The 21,612-nt window shown below is 67.1% G+C and carries 20 protein-coding genes; 8 read left to right on the top strand and 12 right to left on the bottom strand.

Annotated features, from left to right (window positions below; genetic code table 11):
• The first annotated feature begins 79 nt into the window (after positions 1-79).
• Genes ehuB through RAM80_RS00300 form a run of 4 tightly spaced genes read left to right on the top strand, consistent with a single transcriptional unit; the run spans position 80 to position 3,000 of the window.
• Positions 80-934, top strand: a complete 855-nt coding sequence (ehuB, locus tag RAM80_RS00315) for an ectoine/hydroxyectoine ABC transporter substrate-binding protein EhuB (protein WP_416424239.1) — start codon at positions 80-82, stop codon at positions 932-934.
• A complete protein-coding gene (gene ehuC, locus RAM80_RS00310; RefSeq protein ID WP_416424238.1) occupies positions 922-1,593 on the top strand; it encodes an ectoine/hydroxyectoine ABC transporter permease subunit EhuC in 672 nt (223 codons plus the stop codon). The genes ehuB and ehuC overlap by 13 nt, the downstream gene beginning before the upstream one ends.
• Positions 1,594-1,595: 2 nt before the next feature.
• Positions 1,596-2,246, top strand: a complete 651-nt coding sequence (gene ehuD, locus RAM80_RS00305) for an ectoine/hydroxyectoine ABC transporter permease subunit EhuD (RefSeq protein WP_416424237.1) — start codon at positions 1,596-1,598, stop codon at positions 2,244-2,246.
• Positions 2,239-3,000, top strand: coding sequence for an amino acid ABC transporter ATP-binding protein (locus tag RAM80_RS00300; protein WP_416424236.1), 762 nt, complete (start codon positions 2,239-2,241; stop codon positions 2,998-3,000). Before ehuD ends, RAM80_RS00300 begins: the two co-directional genes overlap by 8 nt.
• Positions 3,001-3,097: 97 nt before the next feature.
• Here the strand turns inward: RAM80_RS00300 and RAM80_RS00295 are convergent, their stop codons facing one another.
• From RAM80_RS00295 to RAM80_RS00245, 11 genes are all read right to left on the bottom strand, one after another.
• Positions 3,098-3,574, bottom strand: coding sequence for a Bro-N domain-containing protein (locus RAM80_RS00295; RefSeq protein WP_416424235.1), 477 nt, complete (start codon positions 3,572-3,574; stop codon positions 3,098-3,100).
• A gap of 376 nt (positions 3,575-3,950) precedes the next feature.
• Positions 3,951-5,078 (bottom strand): diguanylate cyclase, encoded by a 1,128-nt coding sequence (locus tag RAM80_RS00290; RefSeq protein WP_416424234.1) that lies wholly within the window; start codon positions 5,076-5,078, stop codon positions 3,951-3,953.
• 152 nt (positions 5,079-5,230) lie between these two features.
• Entirely contained in the window at positions 5,231-5,665 is a 435-nt protein-coding gene (locus tag RAM80_RS00285) for a RidA family protein (protein ID WP_416424233.1), read from the bottom strand.
• Positions 5,666-5,698: 33 nt separating this feature from the next.
• Complete coding sequence (locus RAM80_RS00280) at positions 5,699-7,276, bottom strand: flavin monoamine oxidase family protein (protein WP_416424232.1); 1,578 nt, start codon at positions 7,274-7,276, stop codon at positions 5,699-5,701.
• Positions 7,277-7,289: 13 nt separating this feature from the next.
• Positions 7,290-8,216 carry an ABC transporter substrate-binding protein gene (locus RAM80_RS00275; RefSeq protein WP_416424231.1) on the bottom strand — a complete coding sequence of 309 codons (927 nt, stop codon included), beginning with the start codon at positions 8,214-8,216 and terminating at the stop codon, positions 7,290-7,292.
• Complete coding sequence (locus tag RAM80_RS00270) at positions 8,213-8,998, bottom strand: amino acid ABC transporter ATP-binding protein (protein WP_416424230.1); 786 nt, start codon at positions 8,996-8,998, stop codon at positions 8,213-8,215. The genes RAM80_RS00275 and RAM80_RS00270 overlap by 4 nt, the downstream gene beginning before the upstream one ends.
• Complete coding sequence (locus RAM80_RS00265) at positions 8,991-9,947, bottom strand: amino acid ABC transporter permease (RefSeq protein ID WP_416424229.1); 957 nt, start codon at positions 9,945-9,947, stop codon at positions 8,991-8,993. The genes RAM80_RS00270 and RAM80_RS00265 overlap by 8 nt, the downstream gene beginning before the upstream one ends.
• 10 nt (positions 9,948-9,957) lie before the next feature.
• Positions 9,958-12,393, bottom strand: a complete 2,436-nt coding sequence (locus RAM80_RS00260) for a TonB-dependent receptor plug domain-containing protein (RefSeq protein ID WP_416424228.1) — start codon at positions 12,391-12,393, stop codon at positions 9,958-9,960.
• An 858-nt stretch (positions 12,394-13,251) separates the two neighbouring features.
• Positions 13,252-14,052, bottom strand: a complete 801-nt coding sequence (locus tag RAM80_RS00255; RefSeq protein WP_416424227.1) for a class II aldolase/adducin family protein — start codon at positions 14,050-14,052, stop codon at positions 13,252-13,254.
• A gap of 112 nt (positions 14,053-14,164) precedes the next feature.
• Positions 14,165-15,070: a LysR family transcriptional regulator gene (locus RAM80_RS00250; RefSeq protein ID WP_416424226.1), complete on the bottom strand. Its 906-nt coding sequence runs from the start codon at positions 15,068-15,070 to the stop codon at positions 14,165-14,167.
• Between the two features lie 89 nt (positions 15,071-15,159).
• Complete coding sequence (locus RAM80_RS00245; protein ID WP_416424225.1) at positions 15,160-16,035, bottom strand: alpha/beta fold hydrolase; 876 nt, start codon at positions 16,033-16,035, stop codon at positions 15,160-15,162.
• A 202-nt stretch (positions 16,036-16,237) separates the two neighbouring features.
• On the opposite strand from RAM80_RS00245, the gene RAM80_RS00240 reads away from it, so the two are divergent.
• From RAM80_RS00240 to RAM80_RS00225, 4 genes are all read left to right on the top strand, one after another.
• Complete coding sequence (locus RAM80_RS00240) at positions 16,238-17,149, top strand: LysR family transcriptional regulator (protein ID WP_416424224.1); 912 nt, start codon at positions 16,238-16,240, stop codon at positions 17,147-17,149.
• Between the two features lie 111 nt (positions 17,150-17,260).
• Entirely contained in the window at positions 17,261-18,460 is a 1,200-nt protein-coding gene (locus RAM80_RS00235; protein ID WP_416424223.1) for an NAD-dependent formate dehydrogenase, read from the top strand.
• A 7-nt stretch (positions 18,461-18,467) separates the two neighbouring features.
• Entirely contained in the window at positions 18,468-18,965 is a 498-nt protein-coding gene (locus RAM80_RS00230) for an HPP family protein (protein WP_416424222.1), read from the top strand.
• A gap of 120 nt (positions 18,966-19,085) precedes the next feature.
• On the top strand, positions 19,086-19,763 hold the full coding sequence (locus RAM80_RS00225; protein WP_416424221.1) for a TetR/AcrR family transcriptional regulator: 678 nt from the start codon (positions 19,086-19,088) through the stop codon (positions 19,761-19,763).
• 280 nt (positions 19,764-20,043) lie between these two features.
• Here RAM80_RS00225 and RAM80_RS00220 read toward each other — a convergent pair whose 3' ends face one another.
• Positions 20,044-21,402 carry an Nramp family divalent metal transporter gene (locus RAM80_RS00220; RefSeq protein ID WP_416424220.1) on the bottom strand — a complete coding sequence of 453 codons (1,359 nt, stop codon included), beginning with the start codon at positions 21,400-21,402 and terminating at the stop codon, positions 20,044-20,046.
• Positions 21,403-21,612 lie beyond the last annotated feature (210 nt).

The following is a 21,612-nucleotide window of genomic DNA, read 5'->3' as shown; positions in this document are numbered from 1 at the left end:
CGAGCTGTTGAGGCCCAACAGCTCGCTGGCAAGCCAGCTCCCACAGGTCGGTGGGTGCTTATCACAGGAGCTTTCCCCAATGACAATCAACAAACGTTTGCCCCTGCTTGCCGCGCTGTTGCTGTGCAGCACCGCCACCCTCGCCGCCGGCCTGCTGGACAAGGGCCGCAGCGACGGCCTTACCGCCGGCATCGCCAACGAACAGCCCTACGCCTACCTGGGCACCGACGGCAAGGCCACCGGCGCCAACATCGAAGTGCTGCAGGCCATTCTCACGCCGCTGGGCATTACCCACATCGACACGCCCATCACCGACTTCGGCTCGCTGGTACCGGGCCTGGCCGCCGGGCGTTTCGACCTGATCGGCGCCGGGCTGTTCATCAACCCCAGCCGCTGCAAGGTCATCAGCTTCTCCAACCCGGTCACCCGTTCCGGCGGCGCCTTCATCGTCAAGGCCGGCAACCCGCTGAAGCTGCACAGCCTCAAGGACGTCGCCGCCAGCGGCAAGGCGCGCCTGGCCACCCAGACCGGCTCCAACCAGGTGCAGGAAGCCAAGGACAGCGGCATCGCCACCGCCAACGTGGTGCTGTTCGACAAGGACACCGAGGCCCTGGCCGCCCTGGAAGCCGGCCGCGTGGACGTGGTGTATTTCCCCGACGCCGAGATCATCGGCCTGCTGGCCAAGGCCAACAGCCCGAGCATCGAACGCGCGCTGCCGTTCCAGCAGATCCCCGACGCCAACGGCAAGCCCAGCTGGAACTACCACGCCTACGGCCTGCCGCGTAACGACCCGGCGTTCGCCCAGGCCTTCAACGAACAACTGGCCAAGCTGCGCGCCTCCGGTGAGCTGCTGAAAATCCTGAGCAAGTACGGCTACACCGAGAACGAACTGCCAGACCCGGCCGTCACCGCCGCGCAGCGTTGCAGCCTGTGACCCCGGACAGCGCGCTGTTCATCGCCACGCAGCTGGGCCATGGCGCGCTGGTCACGGTGGAAATCACCGTGCTGGCTGAAGTGCTGGTGCTGGCCCTGGGCTTTGCCATCGCCCTGATGCACCTGTCGCGTTCGCGGCTGCTGCGCGCCTTCGCCGTCACCTACGTGCAGGTGCTGCGCGGCTTGTCGGCGCTGGTGCTGCTGTTCTACCTGTTCTTCATCCTGCCGCTGTTCGGCGTTCGCCTGCCGCCCATGGCCACCGGGGTCATCGGCTTGGGCCTGACGTTTTCCGCCTACGCCTCGGAGATCATCCGCGCGGCGCTGGCCAACGTCAGCCAGGGCCAGCGCGACGCCGTGCGCGCGCTGGACTTTGGCCGGCTGGCGGCACTGCGCCGGGTGCTTTTGCCGCAAGCGCTGCCGTTCATGCTGCCGCCCCTGGGCAACCAGCTGGTGGAATTGATGAAGACCACCTCGCTGGTGTCGTTGATCACCCTCACCGACCTGACCTTCTCCGGCAGCCAGCTGATTACCACCCTGGGCAACCAATCGCTGATCTGGAGCATCGTGCTGGTGTGTTATTTCGTCATGGCCTGGCCGCTGAGCTGGCTGGTGCGCCGCTATGAAACCCACAGCACGGCCTGGCGCCGGGCCAAGGAGTAGCCATGGACTTCGATTTCGCGTTCGCCTGGTCGATACTGCCCGACCTGCTGGCCGGGCTGCTGGTCACCGTCGAGGTGGTGCTGCTGGGCTTCGTGCTGGCCGTGGTGCTGGGCCTGGTGCTGGCGCTGGCCGGCCGCGCGCCCTGGGCCGTGGTGCGCCGCGCTGCCGCGGGGTACCTGAGCTTCTTGCGCCTGACGCCGTTGATGGTGCAGCTGTACGCGCTGTTCTTCGTGCTGCCGCAGGCGGGCATCACCTTGCCGGCGTTCGCCACCGGGGTCATCGGCCTGGGCCTGTATTACAGCGCCTACATCGCCGAAGCCTACCGCGGCGCCATCGACGGTATCGCCAGCAGCCAGTGGGAAGCGGCCCGCGCCCTGGACTTGAACACTGCCCAGACCTGGCGGCGGATCATCCTGCCCCAGGCCTGGAAGCCCATGGTGCCGGTGCTGGGCAACTACCTGATCGGCATGTTCAAGGAGACCCCGCTGCTGGCGGTGATCACCATTCCCGAGCTGTTCCAGGCCGCCAAGCAGGTGGCCGGCATGACCTACCGCTACAACGAACCCTACACGCTGATGGCGCTGCTGTTCCTGCTGATCAGCGTGCCCACCTCGCTGTTGTTCAACCACCTGGAGAAGCGCAGCCATGCCTGATTCCCCCGCACAGATCCGCCTCACCCAGGTGGTCAAGGACTTCGGCAGCACGCGGGTCATCGACCACTTGGACTTGAACATTCCCCAGGGCCAGAAAGTGGCCCTGATCGGCCCCAGTGGCTCGGGCAAGTCCACGGTGCTGCGGCTGATCAAGGGCCTGGAAAGCTACCAGCACGGCCAGATCGAGGTGGCCGGCGCGCCTGTGCCGGCGCCGCGCCGTGGCTGGCGCTGGCGGCCCGAGCCGGTGGTGCACCGGGTGGGCATGGTGTTCCAGCAGTTCAACCTGTTCCCACACCTGAGCGTGCTGGACAACGTCATCGAGGCGCCGCTGCAGGTACTGCGGCTGAGCCGCGAGGAAGCCCTGGAACGCGCCCATGGCTACCTGGCCATGGTCGGCATGGCCCACAAGGTCCACGCCTACCCCGCCACCCTGTCTGGCGGCCAGCAGCAACGGGTGGCCATCGCCCGTGCCCTGGCCATGCGCCCGCAGGTGATGCTGTTCGACGAGGTAACCTCGGCCCTGGACCCGGAACTGGTGGGCGAAGTGCTGGGGGTGATCCGCCGCATCGCCCACGAGCAGCAGATGACCATGCTGCTGGTGACCCACGAAATGAAATTCGCCCGCGACGTGGCCGACCGCGTGCTGTTCATGGAGCACGGGCGCATCGTCGCCGATGGCTCGGCGGACCAGATCCTGGTCAATCCCCAGAACGAGCGCACCCGCCGCTTCCTCAACCTGGTAGCACAACACTAACCCGTAGCAGCGGCCAAAGGCCGCGTCCGGGGGCCCCAGGGCATGGTTGCGAGGGCGCGGTGACCGCGGACGCGGCCTTTGGCCGCTGCTACGGGGGTCAGGCCCATACCCGCCACCACGGTGATTTCTGCTGCGCCTTCGTGGGCAAAACATCGGGCATATCGCGCAGGCGAATCCACGGTTCGTCCTGCCAATACAACACCTTCACCTGCCCCCCTTGCGTGCACATGGACGTCACGGCCGGCACCGTGCCCGGCGCGCTGCTGCGCAACATGGGCACCACTTCCAGCGTCAGCCACTGGCGCAGCGCGCGGTTCTCCGGCATCTGGCTGTGCATGATCAAGGTCACCGCCCCGGTCTCGCTGACCAGCAGGCGCTTGCCCCACTCACCTTCCACCTGCACCCACACCTCGCGGTGCTGGTCGGCGTCCAGGCGGCGGATGCGGCGCTCCACGAAGTGCACGCCCATCAAGCGGCCCAGGTCGTGAATGCACAGCCAGGCCTGGCCTTCGAGCATCAGCGCGCGCAGCGGGAGTTGGTGGCGGAAAAAGGTGGTGGCGGCGAGTGCATCCATGGCGAAAGCTCCTTGCGGGTGAAGGGCTGCCACGGTCATTGGAGTTAGGGTGGCAGCTGCGTGCAGGTTAGCGAACCGGGCTAGAACCGGCAGGCCCGAAGGCCTCCCACACGCAGCTGCCATAACACTTATCCCAGGCGTGAACGCCCGAAACAAGCGGTATGGTGCTGCAGTGTACTAGCACAGGTCGCTAAACCTGATCCCCGAGGCTTCGGAGACGCTGCGCAGGGTAAGGGTGCACCGGGGCAGTGGCAATCAAAGGAGTGTTAAGGGTTGTGTCCAGGGATCCAGCAAACCGCAGTCCACCGGGCACGACAGCGGACGCAGCCTGCGGCAGCTGCTACGAAGGCGTTGTTCAAGCCTGCGTCAGGGGCCGTCACGCGGTCTCGGCCACCACCACCTGGTTGCGCCCCTGGGCCTTGGCCCGGTAAAGCGCCTTGTCGGCGCTGTTGATCAGCTTGTGCAGGTCCAGCACCGCGCCGTCCACCTCGGCCACGCCAAGGCTGGCGGTGATGCTCAGCACCGGGTCGGCCTGCAGGCCGGCGATGGTCTGCAGCACTTGCCGGGCGATGTCCCGGGCCTGCGCCAGGGTGGTGTCGGGCAGCAGCACGGCGAACTCCTCGCCCCCCAGGCGGCCGTGGATATCGGCGGCGCGGAACGAACGGGTGATCACCTGGCCAATCTGCCGCAGTACCTCGTCGCCCGCCTGGTGGCCGTAGGTGTCGTTGATGTACTTGAAGTGGTCCATGTCCAGCATCACCGCGCACAGCGGCAGCTGGTTGCGCCGGCAGTAGGCGAACAGCTGCTGGGCATGCTCGAAGAAGGCGCGGCGGTTTTTCAGGCCGGTGAGTTCGTCGGTCTGAGCAGCGTAGGTGGAAATGCGGTGGGCGCTTTCCATCTCGTGGGTCAGGGTGTAGGCCTTCACCAGCGCGTCGGACAGCTTGTGGGTGGCGCGCACCACGAACGAGGCGAACACCAGCGTCGCCAGGGCCATGCCCACCTGCACTTCGGACGCCTGGAACAGCAGCCAGAACGTGGGCGGCAGCAGCACCAGCAGAATCGACATGACCGTCATGTGCCGGTACGCCGAGTAGCACGACACCGCGCTCACCGACATGCCCACGGCGAACAGCATCACCAGGGCCTGGGCCAGCAGGTCGCCCGCCGGCATCACCGCCAACGCCCCTGCGCCCCAGATGGTCGCGGACAGCGCCAGGGTCAGCCAGTACGGCCGCTCCCAGCGCTGGGGCGTGCGCTCGGCCTCGGGGCTGCGGTAGTAGCGCAGGAACAGCAGGGTGCGCAGCAGCGTCGAGGCGCTGAGCAGGCCCAGCCAGGTGACCACGGTGGCGTGGTCGAAGCGGTCCCAGCACAGCCAGCTGAGCATGAGCGCGGCCAGGTAACTGCCAAACACGGCCGACACCGATTGGCGGAACAGCTGTTGCAGCTGGTCCGTGCGTACCTGTGCAGCGATGTGTACGTCCTGTTGACGCCCCCGGTGATCCATTCGATCCGCCTGATCCTGCGACGAAAAACCGATTGTCGCATTGGGTTGGTTGGGTCACAACCTAATCCGTGGTGGCCTTGGACGCAGCCTGCGGCAGCTGCTACGAGGGTTCGTGTAGCAGCGGCCAAAGGCCGCGTCCGCAGGCGACGCGATCACCCCTGACGCACGGCGATGCCGTCGATTTCCACCAGCGCGCCGGGCAGCGGCAGGCCGGCTACCTGGATGGCGGTGCGCGCCGGCTTGTTGGGCTGCTCGGCGGTGCCGAAGAACGGCGTGTAGCCGGCCTGCAGCCCAGCAAAATCAAGGCGCCCGTCCAGCTCGGGCCCCCCCACCAGGAACACTCGCAACTGGACGATATCGCCCAGGCCCAGGCCCTGCTCTTCCAGCACCGCCTTGAGCTTGCGCAGCACCGATTCGGTCTGGGTGCGGGTGTCGCCATAGGCCGCCGAAGTGCCCTGGGGGGCCTGCAGGTCGGCTACATCGGGCAAGGCGCCGCTGAGGAACACCAGCTGGGCATTGGCCGGCACGCTGACGGTCTGGGCGATGGGGGCCGTGGCCGAGCCGGTGCGAACGATGGTTTGGGTCATGTCTGTGCTCTCTGTGGGAAGTTGAAAAAACGCTTACGAAGCCAACGCCGTCTGGCGGTGGCGAATCACCTGTTCGGCCAGTTGCCCGACCACCCGCCGCGCGGCGTTGGCCGCCGACTCCTGCCAGATGCCGATGCCGCTCTGCCCCAGGCCGTCGCTGGCCAGGTACACGCGGCCCTGGGGCACTTCCAACAAGGCGTGGGCGGCTGCCGGGAAATGCTCGCGTTGCAGCCACGGCCCTTCGCTGTAGGCCACCTGCTCCCAGGACACCGCCAGCGGATGGCGCAGGTGCCGGGACTGGCCAGGGTGCAACAGCTCCACGGCTTCGGCGGACGCCGCGTATTGCTCGGCCAGGGCCTTGTGGCCGAACTCGGCGGCGCCCTCGCCGGTCACGTAGCCGGCCACCAGCAGGCCTTGCGGGCTGTTGAGGTCGTTGCTGGGGTACCACAGCAGGCGCGCCGGGTGCTCCAGCCAAGACAGGCCGCCGTAGATGCGGTCTCGCTGCTCCCAGAAGCGCGGCGCCTGCCACGCCACCTTGGTGGCCTGGTCGTTGCGGGTGCTGTGCAGGGCCGCTTTGAAAGGCTCGCTGAAGTCGGTGTCCAGGCGCGCCAGCAGCGGCAGCGGCAACGTCGAGATCAGGTAGTCGCCGCGTTCCAGGCGGCTCTCGCCACTCGCCGCGTCATCGTAGGTGACGCTCACCCCTTCCCCGCTTTGCCGCAACTGGCGCACCACCGCGCCGAACTGCAGCTCATCCTGCAGCCGCTGTTCGAACGCCGCGGCGATGCGGTCCATGCCGCCCACCGGTTGCAGCATGGTCGCGGAGAACTCCGGGTACTCAGTGTGCAGCAGTGCGCCCCACAGCTCCGGGTGCAGCAGCCGCTCCAGCGCCACGGGCGCGCCGAAACCCGGCAGCGCGCCGGGCGCCGGCGCGGCAATGCCGTGGCCGGCACGCAGGCTGCCTTCGTACACCAGTTCCTGGGACAGGTCGCCGTAGCCTTGCAGGAAGGTCAGCAGGCGGCTGCGCTCCTCGGCCGACAACTGATCGTCCAGGGCGTCGCGGTTGATGGCGGTGGCCAGCAGGCCGGCCAGGTGGCCACGGGTGTCGTTCAAGGCCTGGCGCACGCTGAACGCCGGTTGTTCCAGGTCCGGCCGCAGCTGGGCGCTGTGGCTGGTGTTGACCAGCACTTCCAGGGGCACGCCCAGCTGGCTGCAATAGTCGAGGATGGTCTTGTGCTGGCTGGGGAGCCGCGCCGGGCCTGCGTTGAAGTACAGGCCCGGGGCGAACTGCGCGGTCTGCCGGCGGCCGTCCAGGTACTCGACTTCGTCGCCGTGGCGCAGGGTCCAGCTGCGCCCGCCTACGCGCTGGCGCGCTTCCAGGATGCGCACCTGGAAACCGGCGCGCTTGAGTTCGAACGCCGCCACCAGGCCGGCGATGCCGGCGCCCAGTATCAGCACCTTGGCGCCCTTGCCGGCCTGGCCGTTGTAGTCCAGCGGCTGGTGTTGCAGGTGGGTCGAAGGGCCCAGGCCCAGTGCTGCCAGGGCGGCCTTGGCGGCTGTTTCGCCGCCTACCGCGTTGATGCTGGCCAGCGCTTCACGTCGTGTCAGGGTCATGGTCGCGCTCCTCTCAGTCCGGCAGGCCCGGTGGGTTGATCAGCGAATGGTCGATACGCTCGTCGGCCAGGCCCCAGCGCTGCAGCACGCTGGCGTACTGGCCGCCGGCGATGGCGCCTTCCAGCGCGGTCTGGATCGGCGTGACCAGGCCATTGCCCTTGCGCGTGGTCACGGCGATATCGGCCTTCAGCGGCCAGCCGCCGTTCACCAGGCCCACCTGCTTGATGCCGCCGCGGGTGGCGGCGATGTAGGCCAGCAGCGAGTTGGGCGCGAAGAACGCGTCCACCCGGCCCGATTGCACGGCCAGGGTGGCGGCGGCCTGGTCGTCGAAGTACACCAGGGTCGCCGGCGCCAGCCCGGCCTTTTCATTGGCCTCGTTCCAGGCCAGCAGCACCTTCTCCTGGTTGGTGCCCGAGCCGACGATGACTTTCAGGCCGGCGATGTCCTTGGCTTCCTTGATGGAGGTGATGGCGTTGCTGGCTTTCACGTAGAAACCCAGCACGTCCTGGCGGTAGGTGGCGAAGTCAAAGCGTTTCTTGCGCGACTCGGTCACGGTGACGTTGCTCAGCACCGCGTCGTACTTGCCGGAGCTTACGCCTAGCGGCCAGTCCTCCCAGCTGGTCTGCACCACTTTCAATTGCAGGCCCAGGCTGTCGGCGATCAGCCGCGCGGTGTCTGCCTCGCTGCCGATGGTGGTCTTGTCGTCGCTGGCCAGCAGCGCCAGGGGTGGGCCGGAGGCGCCGGCGATGGCGACGGTGAAGGTGCCCGGCTCGACGAATTTATAGCCCGCCGGGATCTGCGCAATGGCGGCCGGGTTGCGCGGCGCATCGATGTGCGCCTGCTGCGGGCTGAGGTCAAACGGCGCCGGGGTTTCTGCAGCCAGCGCCGGCAAGGCGGCGGCAAGGGCCAACAACGCGAAGGCATGTTTCATGACAGTCATTCCTTTAACAGGGGGGCAGTCAGCACCTTGCCCAGGAAGGCAGCGGTGCGCGGGTGACGCGGGTGTTGGAAAATCACTTCGGGTGGGCCCTGCTCCACCAGCTTGCCGTCCACCAGGAACACCACGTGGTCGGCCACCTCGCGGGCGAAGCCGATCTCGTGGGTCACCACCACCAGGGTGGTGCCGGTGGCGGCCAGCTGGCGGATCACGTCCAGCACCTCGCCCACCAGCTCCGGGTCCAGGGCCGAGGTCGGCTCGTCGAACAGCAGCACCTTGGGCCGCAGCGCCAGGGCGCGGGCGATGGCCACGCGCTGTTGCTGGCCGCCGGACAGCTGCCGCGGGTAGGCGTCGGCCTTGTCCTGCAGGCCGACTTTGGCCAGCAGCGCCAGCGCCTGTTCGCGGGCGTCGGCGCGGCGCCACAGCTTGTGCGCCAGGGGCGCTTCGGTAAGGTTCTCGAGCACCGTCAGGTGGCCGAACAGGTTGAAGTTCTGGAACACGAAGCCCACGTCCAGGCGGCGCTTGAGCACCTCGCGCTCCTTGAGCTCGTGCAGCTGGTTGCCCTTGCGCCGGTAGCCCACGTACTCACCGTCGATGGTGATGTGCCCGGCGTCGATCTTCTCCAGGTGGTTGATGGTGCGTAGCAGCGTCGACTTGCCCGAGCCCGACGGCCCGAGGATCACCGTGACCTGGCCAGGTTCGACCGTCAGGTCTATATCATTCAGCACCCACTGGCTGCCGAAGCGTTTGCTCACGCCCTGAATCTCGATGCGCCCCTCAGCCATGGGTGTGCTCCTTCAGCCAGCCCCGCAGGCGTTGCAGCGGCGTGGGCGGCAGGTTGCGCAGCGCGCCGCGGGCAAAATAGCGCTCCACGTAGAACTGCAAACTGGTGAGTGCGCTGGTGATCAGCAGGTACCACACCGTGGCCACGATCAGCAGCGGGATCACCGCCTGGGTGCGGTTGTAGATCACCTGCACGGTGTAAAAGAGTTCCGGCAAGGCCAGCACGTAGACGATGGAGGTGCCCTTGACCAGCCCGATTACCTCGTTGAACGCCGTGGGCACGATGGAGCGCAGCGCCTGGGGCAGAATGATGCGGAAGATCCGCCGGCTGGCCGGCAGCCCCAGGGCGGCGGCCGCTTCATGCTGGCCGTGGTCCACGCCCAGGATGCCGCCGCGGATGATCTCGGCGGTGTAGGCCGCCTGCATCATGCCCAGGCCCAGCACCGCCACGGTGAACTGGCTGAGCACGTCCACCGTCGACCACTTGATGCCCAGCTCGGTAAACGGCACGCCCAGCCACAGGTATTCGTACAGGTAGGCGAAGTTGTAGAGGATGATCAGCACCAGCAACGCAGGCAGTGAGCGGAACACCCAGATGTACGCCCAGGCCAGGGCCGCCAGCAGCGGCGAACGCGACAGCCGCGCCAGCGCCAGGCCGGTGCCCAGCACGGTGCTGAGCAGCGCCGCCAGCACCGTCAGCGCCAGGGTCTTGCCCAAGCCCTTGAGCACCGCCGGGGCGAGGAAATACTCGGCGAACACGCCCCACTCCCAGCGCGGGTTGGTGGCCAGGGAATGGACGATGCCCACCAGCACCAGGGCGGCGAAGGCCGAACCGACCCAGCGCCACGGGTGGCGCGCCGGGACGATGTGCAGCGTGGTGTCGACCCTGGGCGTGGCCACGGCGGGCCGGGCTGGGGCGCGGTAGTGCGCGGCGTCGGAAACGATAGGCATGGCAGGCTCCTCAGAAGGTGTACGTCAGGCGGGTGTAGTAGTAGCCACCGGTGAAGCCGTACGGCGAATAGGTGCCGTAGCTGCTGACCATGGTGGAAGACGGCACGCCCTGTTTCTTGGGGTAGACGTCAAACAGGTTCTTGGCGCCCACGGCCAGGCTCAGGTCCTTGGTCAGGTGGTAGCCCACGTCCAGGTCGGTGATCCACTGGGCTTTCCACACCCGGTCCAGGGAACGGTCGTCGGCGTCGTTCACCTCTTTCCACGAGCCGTAGCGGGTGAAGCCCAGGTTCACGTCGAACCTGCCGATGCTCCAGGCGCCGCCCAGGATCAGCTTGGTCTTGGGTTGCACGCCGGTGAGCAGGTTGCGCGCCTCGCGGTCCATCAGTTGGTACTGGGTGCCGCCGATGTCGGTGGCCGCGGTGTAGCTGAGGATCTGGGTTTCGTTCCAGTTGAACGCCGCGGTGTATTTCAGCGCGCCCCAGGCGCCCAGGTCCTGCTTGTAGTTGCCCACCAGGTCGAGGCCCTTGGTGCGGGTGTCGGCGCCGTTGAGGAAGTACTGGCCGCCGGAGGTGGAGGTGATGCCGTTGCTCTGCAACACCTGGGTGACCTCGTCGCCCAGCAGCGTGCCGGTCAGGGTGATGCGGTCGCGGATGTTCACCACGTAGGCGTCGGCGGTCAGCGTCAGGTCGTCGGTGGGCGTGTAGGTCAGGCCCAGGCTGAAGTTGGTCGAGCGCTCGGGCTTCAGGGACTTGGCGCCCAGGGCCTTGGCCGCTGCCGAATCCACCGGCAGCACGCCGTAGTTGATGGACTGGTAGACGCCATCGACCACGCCGTAGGTGGTGGAACGGGCGCTGAACAGGCTGTCGGCCAGGGACGGCGCGCGGAAGCCGTTGCTGACGGTGCCGCGCACGGCGAACTTGGGGGTGAATTCGTAACGGGTGGTCAGCTTGCCACTGCGGGTGGCGCCCACGCCTTCGTTGTAATGCTCGTAGCGCACGGCGGTGCCCAGGTACCACTGCGGCAGCGGGTTGATGCCCAGGTCCAGGTAGCTGGCGACGTCGTTGCGGCTGGCGCTGGCCTCTTCCGCCGGCGAGATGCCGTTGGTGACCTGGGCGCCGGAGGACGCGCAGTTGCCGGCCGACACGCAGTAGCCGCCGTCGGCGTACGAGGCGTAGTCGCCCTTCTTCACTTCATAGCTGTCGCGGCGGTGCTCCAGGCCCCAGGACACGTCCATGGGCTTGCTCAGGCCCACGTCGTAGTTGCGCTTGAAGTCGAGGTTGGTGGTCAACTCGTCCGACACCCAGGTGCCGTTGGTGAAGCTGTTGGGCGTGGCCTCGCCCAGGGACGGGTTCTGGTTGTGGAAGCTGCCCTGGGTGGCTTCGTTGCGGCCATAGGTGGTGGACAGGTCCCAGTCCCAGGCACCGACGAGCCCCTTGGCGCCGAAGGCGGCCTGGTAGTCGTCCTCGGTGATGGTCCAGGTCGGCGTGTAGCCGCCGGGGTAGCCGTTGGGGCCGGTGGTGATGGTGTTGGTGATGGTCGGCAGGCGGAAGTTCTGGCCCTGCTCGGCCTCGCGGTGCGACACGGTGCTGAACGAGTACAGGCTCAGGTCATCGTTGAGCGGCAGTTCGGCGTTGTAGGCCAGGTTGTACAGGTCGATCTTCGGCGTGCCGTAGCCGCCGTAGGTGGAGGTGCCGGCCTTGTTGTAGGCCTGGGCATAGGTGTAGCCGTTGGCGCTGGCCTTGTTGTCGTCGTTCTGGTTGCGCGCGTCCAGGCTCAGGTGGACGATGCCGCCGTTGCCGATCTCGAAGCCCTTGTCCAGGCTCTGCTGCACGGTCTGTTTCTTGCCGTCGTAGCCCTGGCCGACATTGGTCACCGAGGTGCCGCTGGCGTCGGCCTTGAGGATCACGTTGATCACCCCGGCGATGGCGTCCGAGCCGTACTGGGCGGCGGCGCCGTCGCGCAGCACTTCGACATGGTCGATGGCGCCGATGGGGATCATGTCCAGGTCCACCGGGGCGGCGCCGGTGTTGATGCCGTTGATGTTCAGGGTGGCGGCGGTGTGGCGGCGCTTGCCGTTGACCAGCACCAGCACCTCGGCGGCGTTCATGCCGCGCAGGTTCGGCGCGCGGGCCATGCCGCTGGCGTCCCAGCCGGTCTTCTCCGGCAGGCTCAACGACGGGATGACGGCGCTGAGGGCTTCCATGAGGCCGGGTTTGCCGGTGGCTTGCAGCTGCTTGGCGCTGACCACGTCGATGGGCACCGGGCTGCTGGTGACGGTGCGCTGCTCGGCGCCGCGGTTGCCGGTGACCACCACGGTGTCCAGGGCGCTGTCGTCGGCCTGGGCGGCGCCGGCGAACAGCACGCCGGCCACGGCCAGGGCCAGGGGGCTGAAGGTAACCGTGGGGGTGAAAGGATTGCGTCCACTGCGTTGGCTGACGAATTCCATGGGTGTTGCGACTCCCGTCCAACACCTGCACGCGGGGTGCCCGTCCGGGGCACCGATAGGCTGCAGGCCTGATCTGATGGATACCATCCGGGGGTGGGGGTAGGTGGTCTGGGATTTAAGATAGGGGAATAACGGTGAGGCGTATAATTCTATTTGAGCATATGTATCTATGATTTTATTTTATTGTTTTTCGCTTATTACATTACATAAATGAATTATATTTTTGGTGTGTACCCGCCCACGTAGCAGCGGCCGCGAGGCCGCGTCCAAGGCCACACCGCGGTAGCGCTGGACGCGGCCCGGCGGCCGCTGCTACAGGGAGGTTTTAGGGTTCACCGCGGTGTGCCGGAAACAGCGCGGCGCCCAGGACGCGGCCTGCGGCCGCTGCTACAGGAACCGCGTTGCGTGGGGGGTAGGAGCCGGCCTTGGCCGCGATGCAGGCGACACGATCGGCGGGGTATACGCATTCGCGTAGCAGCTGCCGCAGGCGGCGTCCGGGTTCACCGCGGTGTACCGGGAACAGCGCGGCGCCCAGGTCGGGGCCTGCGGCCGCTGCTACAGGAACCGCGTTGCGTGCGGGGTAGGAGCCGGCCTTGGCCGCGATGCAGGCAACGCGATCGGCGGGGTATACGCATTCGCGTAGCAGCTGCCGCAGGCGGCGTCCGGGTTCACCGCGGTGTGCCGGGAACAGCGCGGCGCCCAGGACGCGGCCTGCGGCCGCTGCTACAGGAACCGCGTTGCGTGCGGGGTAGGAGCAGGCCTTGGCCGCGATGCAGACGACGCGATCGGCAAGGTATACGCATTCACGTAGCAGCTGCCGAAGGCTGCGTCCGGGCCCAGCGCGCCGCCACCTGCCCCTCAGTTTTTATAGTCGACGTCGGTGCGTTCCAGCTGGCGGATCAACGCGTTCCAGTGGCGCGCCACGCCGGGGCCGTCGCCGGCGGAATGGCCCTTGGCCTGTTCTTCCACCTTCGCTACCACTTCCCGTGGCGGGAACACCAGCTCCCCGTTGCCAGCCGCCTGGGCCGCCACCTGGATGGCGCAGGCGCGCTCCAGCCCGTGCAGCTGCTGGAAGGAGTGCTCGACGCTGATGCCGCCGGTGAGCAGGCCGTGGTTGCGCAGAATCATCACGCTTTTGTCGCCCAGGTCGGCCACCAGGCGCTCGCGCTCGTCCAGGTCCAGGGCGATGCCCTCGTAGCCGTGGTAGGCCACGCGGCCAGAGAAGGCGATGGCGTGCTGGGAGATGGGCAGCAGGCCGTCCTTCTGCGCCGACACGGCAATGCCGTCGCGGGTATGGGTGTGCAGCACGGCCTTGAGGTCCGGGCGGGCGCCGTGGATGGCGCTATGAATCACGTAGCCGGCGTAATTGATGCCCAGGCCGGTGGGGTCGTCGACAATAGTGCCGTCGAGGTCGACCTTGACCAGGTTGGAGGCGTTTATCTCGTCGAACAGCAGGCCGAAGGCGTTGATCAGGAAATGCTCGTCGGGGCCGGGCACGCGGGCCGAGAAGTGCGTGTAGATGTGGTCGGTCCAGCGGTGCAGGGCCGCCAGGCGGTAGGCGGCGGCCAGCTTGACGCGCACCTCCCACTCCTCGGGGCTGACGCGGTCGCGGACGTGGGTGGCGGTAGGTTGAAGCGGTAAGGATGTGACGCTGCTCATGGGCACTGCTCCCTGTGGGGCCGAGGACTGTCGTGCACGCAGCCTAAGCGCCTCGGGGAGCATTTAAAAATCACATTTTATTCTAAGCTAATTATTATATTTTTTTATGTTGTCAGGCGGCATCACGGCTTTTCTTCAGCGACCGGGCCACCAGCTCGCCGAACGCCTCAACCGGCCCCTGCAGGTTGCCGAGGAACCGCGGGAAAATCAGCCATAGGTCCATCACCGGCTTGAAGTCCTTGAGCGGCACCACCGCCAGCAGGTCGCGGTGGGCGCTGCGCTCCAGCAGGTCGCGGGGCACCAGGCCCAGGCCCATGCCCTCGGCCACCAGGCCCAGCTGCAGCTCGGTGCCGAAGGTTTCCAGGTTGATCTTCAGGCCCAGGCCCTGGTCCGACAGCGTGCGCTGCAGGCCGGCGCGGAAACCGCAGCCGTCGGGATTGAGCACCCAGCCGCCGTCGTAGACATCGGCCAGCTTGCACGGGCGCTTGGGCACGCGGTCCTTGGCGCAGACCACCACCAACTCCATCTTGCCGATGGACTCGCCGATGATGTTGTCCGGGAAAATCTTGCCCGCCGGGAACAGCGCGGCGGCGGCGTCCAGCTCGCCCTTCTCGATCTTGCCCACCAGGTGGCTGCCCCAGCCGGTGGCCACCTGGGCGCGCAGCGCCGGGTACTGGTGGCGCAGGTGCTTGAGGGCATCGAGCAGCACCACGTCGCCGATGGTCTGCGGCACGCCCAGGCGCAGCACGCCGGTGGGCGGTGCGTCGCTGGCGACCAGTTCGCGCAGGGCGTCCATCTCGCGCAGGATGGTGCGGCACTGGGCGTACACCTGGTGGCCGATTAGCGTCGGCTTGAGCGGCTTGGTGTTGCGGTCGAACAGCTCGACCCCCAGCGCCTGCTCGAAGTTCTGCACGCGCCGGGTGATCGCCGGCTGGGTCAACTGCAAGGACTCGGCGGCATGGCTGATCGATTGGCAACGGATCACTGCGACAAAAGCATCGATATCATCAATTTTCATTCGGGCCGCACATGGTAAAGATGGGACAAGATGTGCGAAAAGCATAGTCCCATTCGCCCTGGGCAGGCAACGGCGATTCGGTTATGGCCTCATGACAGGAAAGCCAGGGCTTCATCCAGCAGCAACTGCGGCGCCTCCTCGGCAATGTAGTGCCCGGCAGCCAGCGCCTTGCCGCGCACGTCGCTGGCCACCTTGCGCCACTCCTCCAGCGGCTGGAAGCAGCGGCCCACCACGCCTTCGGCGCCCCACAGGACCAGCAGCGGCAGCTCCAGGCCATGGCCTCGGGCGAGGTCGGCGCGGTCGTGCTCAAGGTCGATGGCGGCGCTGGCGCGGTAATCCTCGCAGATGCCGCGGGCGCTGCCGGGCCGTTGCAGGCAACGCAGGTATTCGCCGAAGGCCTCGTCGGTGAACGGTGCCAGGCCGGCGCTGCGGCTGCCCATGACGCTGCGCAGGTAGCCATCGGGGTTCGCTTCGATCAGGGTTTCCGGCAACGGCGCCGGGCGGATCAGGAAGAACCAGTGCCAGTAGGCGCGGGCGAAGGCTTCGTTGGTCTGCGCGTACATCGCCAGGGTCGGCGCAATGTCCAGCAGCACCATGCGCCGCACCACGCCGGGATGGTCCAGCGCCAGGCGGTGCGCCACCCGCGCGCCACGGTCGTGGGCCAGCACCGCGAACTGCTCGAAGCCCAGGGCGGCCATCAGCGCCACGTTGTCCTGGGCCATGACACGCTTGCTGTAGGCGGCGTGGTCGGCGCTGGCCGGCGGCCGGCCGCTGTCGCCGTAGCCGCGCAGGTCGGCGGCCACCACGGTGAAGTGTTGGGCCAGTTGCTCGGCCACCTTGTGCCAGATCACGTGGGTTTGCGGGTGGCCGTGCAACAGCAGCAGCCCGGGGCCGCTGCCGCCGATGCGGTAGGCGATGTCGACGCCGTTGACGTGGGCGTGGGCCTTGCGGAAGCCGGCGAACATGAAGAGTGATCCTTTTTATTGGGAGGGCTGCCAAAGCATATTAGCAACGGCAATCCAATCAATAGCGCCGCCGTGGCCGCATAAGCCACGAATCGTGAACGCCCCCGGCCCTTCAACGATCGCGACCGGGTGTAGGGGTGCCGGCCGCAATCGTTATATAGTTTTATATATAGCGAACAACCATAACAACAAGGGCACCCTCATGCTGCTGCGCCAACTCACCTACCTCGTCACCCTCGCCCAGGAGCGCCACTTCGGCCGCGCCGCCCAGCAATGCAACGTTTCGCAGCCGGCCCTGTCGGAAGCCATCCGCACTTTGGAGCAGGACCTGGGCGTCGCCGTGGTGCAGCGCAGCCGGCGTTTCGAAGGCTTCACCGCCGATGGCGAGAAGGTGCTGGTGTGGGCGCGGCGCATCCTCGCCGACTGCGGCGCCCTGCGCCAGGAAGCGCGCAACCGCGAGCAGGACCCGGCCGGCGTGCTGCGCCTGGGGGCGATACCCACGGCGCTGTCCATGGTGCCGCTGATGACCGACCCGTGCCTGGGCAGGTACCCACGCATCAACCATCAGGTCCACACCCTGGCCACCTCGGAAATCGTCCAGGGCATCAGCAACTTCGAGCTGGACATCGGCCTCACCTACCTGTCGGACCCGCGCCTGCAAGCGTTCGAGACCCACCCGCTGTTCAAGGAACGCTACGTGCTGATCGCCCGCGACGACACCGGCCTGCGCGGCAGCCAGGGCATCGGCTGGGACGAGGTGGCCGCCCTGCCCCTGTGCCTGCTGACCCGCAACATGCAGTGCCGCCAGGGCATCGACCAGGCATTCGCCGACGCCGGGGTGCAGGTGACGCCGCGGGTGGAGACCGACTCGATGATGGTGCTGTACGGCCACGTGCGCTGCTCGGGCCTGTACAGCGTGGTGCCGCACAGCGCCCTGGCGCTGACCGAGATGCGCGACGAGATCAGCGCCATCCCCATCCTGCCCGAGCTGCAGCGCGAGATCGGCCTGGTGCTGCTGCACCGCGACCCGCAGCCGCTGGTGCTGGCCAGCGCCGTGGCGCTGTTCACCGGGCTTGGCCTGCAGCGCCGGGTGGACGCCCTGCTGCAGTGTTGATAGGCGGCCCTGATCTACAGATCGGAACAAGCGATTGGCCCTGGCGGCGCCCATGCCGGAGGATCGGCGCCAGACAGCACAGCCTGTCTTCCAATCCTTCAGGAGGCTCCAATGGCGAAGATTGTTTGCGTACTCTACGACGACCCTGTCACCGGCCAACCTCACACCTACGCCCGCGATGGGCTGCCGCACTTGGACCGCTACCCCGACGGCCAGACCCTGCCCACCCCCAAGGCCATCGACTTCACCCCGGGCACGCTGCTGGGCAGCGTTTCCGGCGAGCTGGGCCTGCGCAAGTACCTGGAGAGCAACGGCCACCAGTTGGTGGTCACCTCCAGCAAGGACGGCGTCGACAGCGTGCTGGAGCGCGAACTGCATGACGCCGAGATCGTCATTTCGCAGCCGTTCTGGCCGGCCTACATGACCGCCGAGCGCATGGACAAGGCGCCCAGGCTGAAGATGATCGTCACCGCCGGCATCGGCTCCGACCACACCGACCTGCAGGCGGCCATGGACCGCAGCATCACCGTGGCGGAAGTGACCTACTGCAACAGCAACAGCGTCGCCGAACACGTGGTCATGACCACCCTGGCGCTGGTGCGCAATTACCTGCCTTCGCACCAGTGGGTGCTCAAGGGCGGTTGGAACATCGCCGACTGCGTGGCGCGCTCCTACGACGTGGAGGGCATGCACGTGGGCACGGTGGCCGCCGGGCGCATCGGCCTGCGGGTGCTGCGCCTGCTCAAGCCGTTCGACATGCATTTGCACTACATGGACCGCCACCGCCTGCCAGAGGCCGTGGAGAAAGAGCTGAACCTGACCTACCACGCCACCCTGGAAAGCCTGGCCAAGGCCTGCGACGTGGTGACCCTGAACTGCCCGCTGCACCCGGAAACCGAGCACATGATCAACCAGGAGTCGCTCAAGCATTTCAAGCGCGGCGCCTATCTGATCAACACCGCGCGCGGCAAGCTGTGCGACCGCGACGCCGTCGCCGCGGCCCTGGAGAGCGGCCAGTTGGCCGGCTACGGTGGTGACGTGTGGTTCCCGCAACCGGCGCCGGCCGACCACCCGTGGCGGCGCATGCCCCACCACGGCATGACCCCGCACATCTCCGGCACCAGCCTGTCGGCGCAGGCGCGCTATGCCGCCGGCACCCGCGAGATCCTGGAGTGCTACTTCGAGCAGCGGCCGATCCGCGAGGAATATCTCATCGTGCAGGGCGGCCAGCTGGCGGGGGTAGGCGCGCACTCCTACAGCGCCGGCAACGCCACCCAGGGCTCCGAAGAAGCCGCACGCTTCAAGCGCTGAGGTGCCCATGAGCCAGACTCCGTCAGGCATTACCCTGAACGCGGCGTCGGCGGCGCGGGCGCGGGCCGGCCAGCTATTGCTGACCGGCCTGGGCACCCTGCTGGCCGTGGCCCTGATCGCCACCCTGGCCAGCCGTAGCGGCCAGCCCTTGCTGATCGGCTCGTTCGGCGCCACCTGCGTGCTGCTGTTCGGCTTCCCCAAGGGGCCGTTCTCGCGGCCGCGCAACGTCATCGGCGGGCACCTGCTGTGCTCGTGCACCGGGCTGGCCTGCCTGGCGCTGCTGGGCCCGGGCATTTTGCCCATGGCCGTGGCAGCGGCGCTGTCGGTGATGTTGATGGGGCTGACCGACACCACCCACCCGCCGGCGGGCGGCAACCCCATCATCATCTTCATGACCTTGCCGGGCTGGGATTTCGCCCTGGTGCCCACCCTGGCCGGCGCGGTGCTGCTGACCGCGACCGCCTGGGGGTACTGGCGCCTGGTTGCCTTCAGCAAGCGTGGCTGAAGCAGTGGCCGCTGCCTGGACGCAGCGGCCTCTACGCAAACGCTATATAGTTTTGTATATTGCGATTCTCAATTCCCTTCCGCGCACAGCACGGGAATGAAGCACAACAAGGACCCGCCGATGTACATCATGCCTTTCGACCCCCGGCTGGACGCCAGCCCCCCTGCCGCCGCGCCGCAGTTGCCGGTGCGCGAGCACATCCTGCAGGCCGCCTGCCAGGTGTTCGCCCGCGAAGGCTTCGATGCGGCCACGGTCAACGGCATCGCCCAGCAGGCCGGGCTGCCCAAGCCCAACGTGCTGTACTACTTCAAGTCCAAGGACAACCTCTACGCCCAGGTGCTGGAAAGCATTGCCACGCCGTACCTGGACGCGTGCCTGTCACTGCACGACGACGACCAGCCGGTGGCAGCCCTGACCCGCACGGTGAGCGCCATGGTGCAGCTGTTCGAGCGCCAGCCGTTTGCGTCCAAGGTGTTCATGGTCGAACTCAAGGAAGGCGCCACGCGCCTGCCGCCCGCCTACGCCGAACGCTGGGCGGCGCGGGTGCGCGAGCACATCGAGCGGCTGGGCCGCTGGGTCGACGCCGGCCTGCTGGCCCCGGTGGACCCGCGGCACCTGTTGCTGTCGACCTGGGCCATCGCCCAGTCGTGCATCAGCCTGGGCTGGCAGGTGCCAGGCCTGCGCGGCCGCGAGCAGCTGGAAGCGATCGACTACGCCGCCGCCACCCAGACCGCCACGCGGCTGCTGGTGGAAGGCCTGACACCCGTGCAGCCAGCGGCCCAGCGCAAGCGCGCCTGATACACCCCACCTACTGACAACCCCCTGGGTTTCGTACCTGTTTTGCGGGCGGTTTTGCCGTGTTCAGGTGCTGACATTTGATAACCCTATATTATCAACTCTTTATAAATTGAAATTACCGCAAAATAACAAGCGACAAATCATATGTAATTACAGGGTACGTAATACAGTACGAAATCGTAGCAGCTGCCGCAGGCTGCGTCCTGTGCACCACCGAATAACGGACACGCCAATGACGCGGCCATGCGGCCGCTGCTACGGTGGAGAAAAAAAGGAGGGGTTAGAGGCTGCCCAGCGTGTCCCACAACAGCTTCAGGTTCAGCACCACGATCACCGCAGCCACCAGCCAGGCCAGCACCTTGGTCACCGGGCCGATGACCAGCTCGCCCATGCTGCGGCGGTCGGAGACGAAGCTCACCAGCGGAATCACCGCGAACGGCAGCTGCATCGACAGCACCACCTGGCTCAACACCAGCAGGCGCGCGGTGCCCTCCTCGCCGTACAGGCTGGTGACCGCGATCACCGGCACGATGGCGATGCCACGGGTCAGCAGGCGCCGCGCCCAGTCGGGGATGCGCAGGTCGAGGAAGCCTTCCATGACGATCTGCCCCGCCAGGGTGGCGGTCACCGTGGAGTTGATGCCCGAGGCCAGCAGCGCCACGCCCAGCAACGCCGAGGCGATGCCCACGCCCAGCAGCGGCGACAGCAGGTGGTAGGCCTGCTCGATCTCCACCACGTCGGTATGGCCGCTGCCATGGAAGACGGCAGCAGCCGTGATGAGGATGGCGGCGTTGACGAACAGCGCCAGGGTCAGGGCGATGGTACTGTCGGCCACCGCCCAGCGCAGGCCGCTGCGACGGCCTTCCGGGGTGCGCGGGTAGGCACGGGTCTGGACGATGGAGGAATGCAGGTAGAGGTTGTGCGGCATCACCGTGGCGCCAATGATGCCGATGGCGATGTACAGCATGGCCGGGTGGGTGACGATGCTGGCCTGGGGGATAAAGCCCTGGAACACTTCACGCCATTGCGGCTGGGCCAGCACCAATTGCGCGGCAAAGCAGGCGAATATCAGGGTCAGCAAGGCAATGACGAAGGCTTCCAGCGCGCGGAAGCCGCGGTTCATCAGCAGCAGGATCAGGAACACGTCCAGCACGCAAAGCACCGCGCCCCACAACATAGGTATGCCGAACAGCAGCTTGAGGGCGATGGCGGTGCCGATCACCTCCGCCAGGTCGCAGGCGATGATCGCCGCCTCGCAGGCCAGCCACAGGGCAATGCACACTGGCTTGGGGTAGCGCTGGCGACAGGCCTGGGCCAGGTCCAGGCCGGTGGCGATGCCCAGGCGCGCGGCCAGGGCCTGCAGCAGCACGGCCATGATGTTCGACAGCAGGATCACCGACAGCAGCGTGTAGCCAAACTGCGAGCCGCCGGCGATGTCGGTGGCCCAGTTGCCCGGATCCATGTAGCCCACCGCAACCATGTAGCCGGGCCCGGCGAACGCCAGCAGACGGCGCAGCCAATGGCCATTTGCGGGCACGGCGACGCTGCCGTTCATCGCACCCAGGCTGGGGCGGGCGGCAAGGGGGAGCGTGCGCCTGTGGCGGGCCGTGTAGTCGGCCTGGTGGTTATCCGTATTCAAGGTCGCGCTTCGCTGTTACTGAGTCGAAAACTGCCGGCGAAACAAAGCGCCTATCTGCTGAACGTAGCGGCTTTGCGGAAATTTACTCGCCTGGCGAATTATTTCCGACCACAGGGCTGGGTGAAGGTCGATTGCAGGCGATCAGCGGCACCTTCACTGGGCGAGCGGCCCCGTGCTGGGATACCCTTGCCAGCCTTCCCCGCCTGGCCA

Origin of the sequence: Pseudomonas sp. App30 (genome assembly GCF_047947025.1) — a bacterium.
In the GTDB taxonomy this organism is placed as follows: domain Bacteria; phylum Pseudomonadota; class Gammaproteobacteria; order Pseudomonadales; family Pseudomonadaceae; genus Aquipseudomonas.
This window is presented reverse-complemented; position numbering and strand designations above follow the sequence as displayed.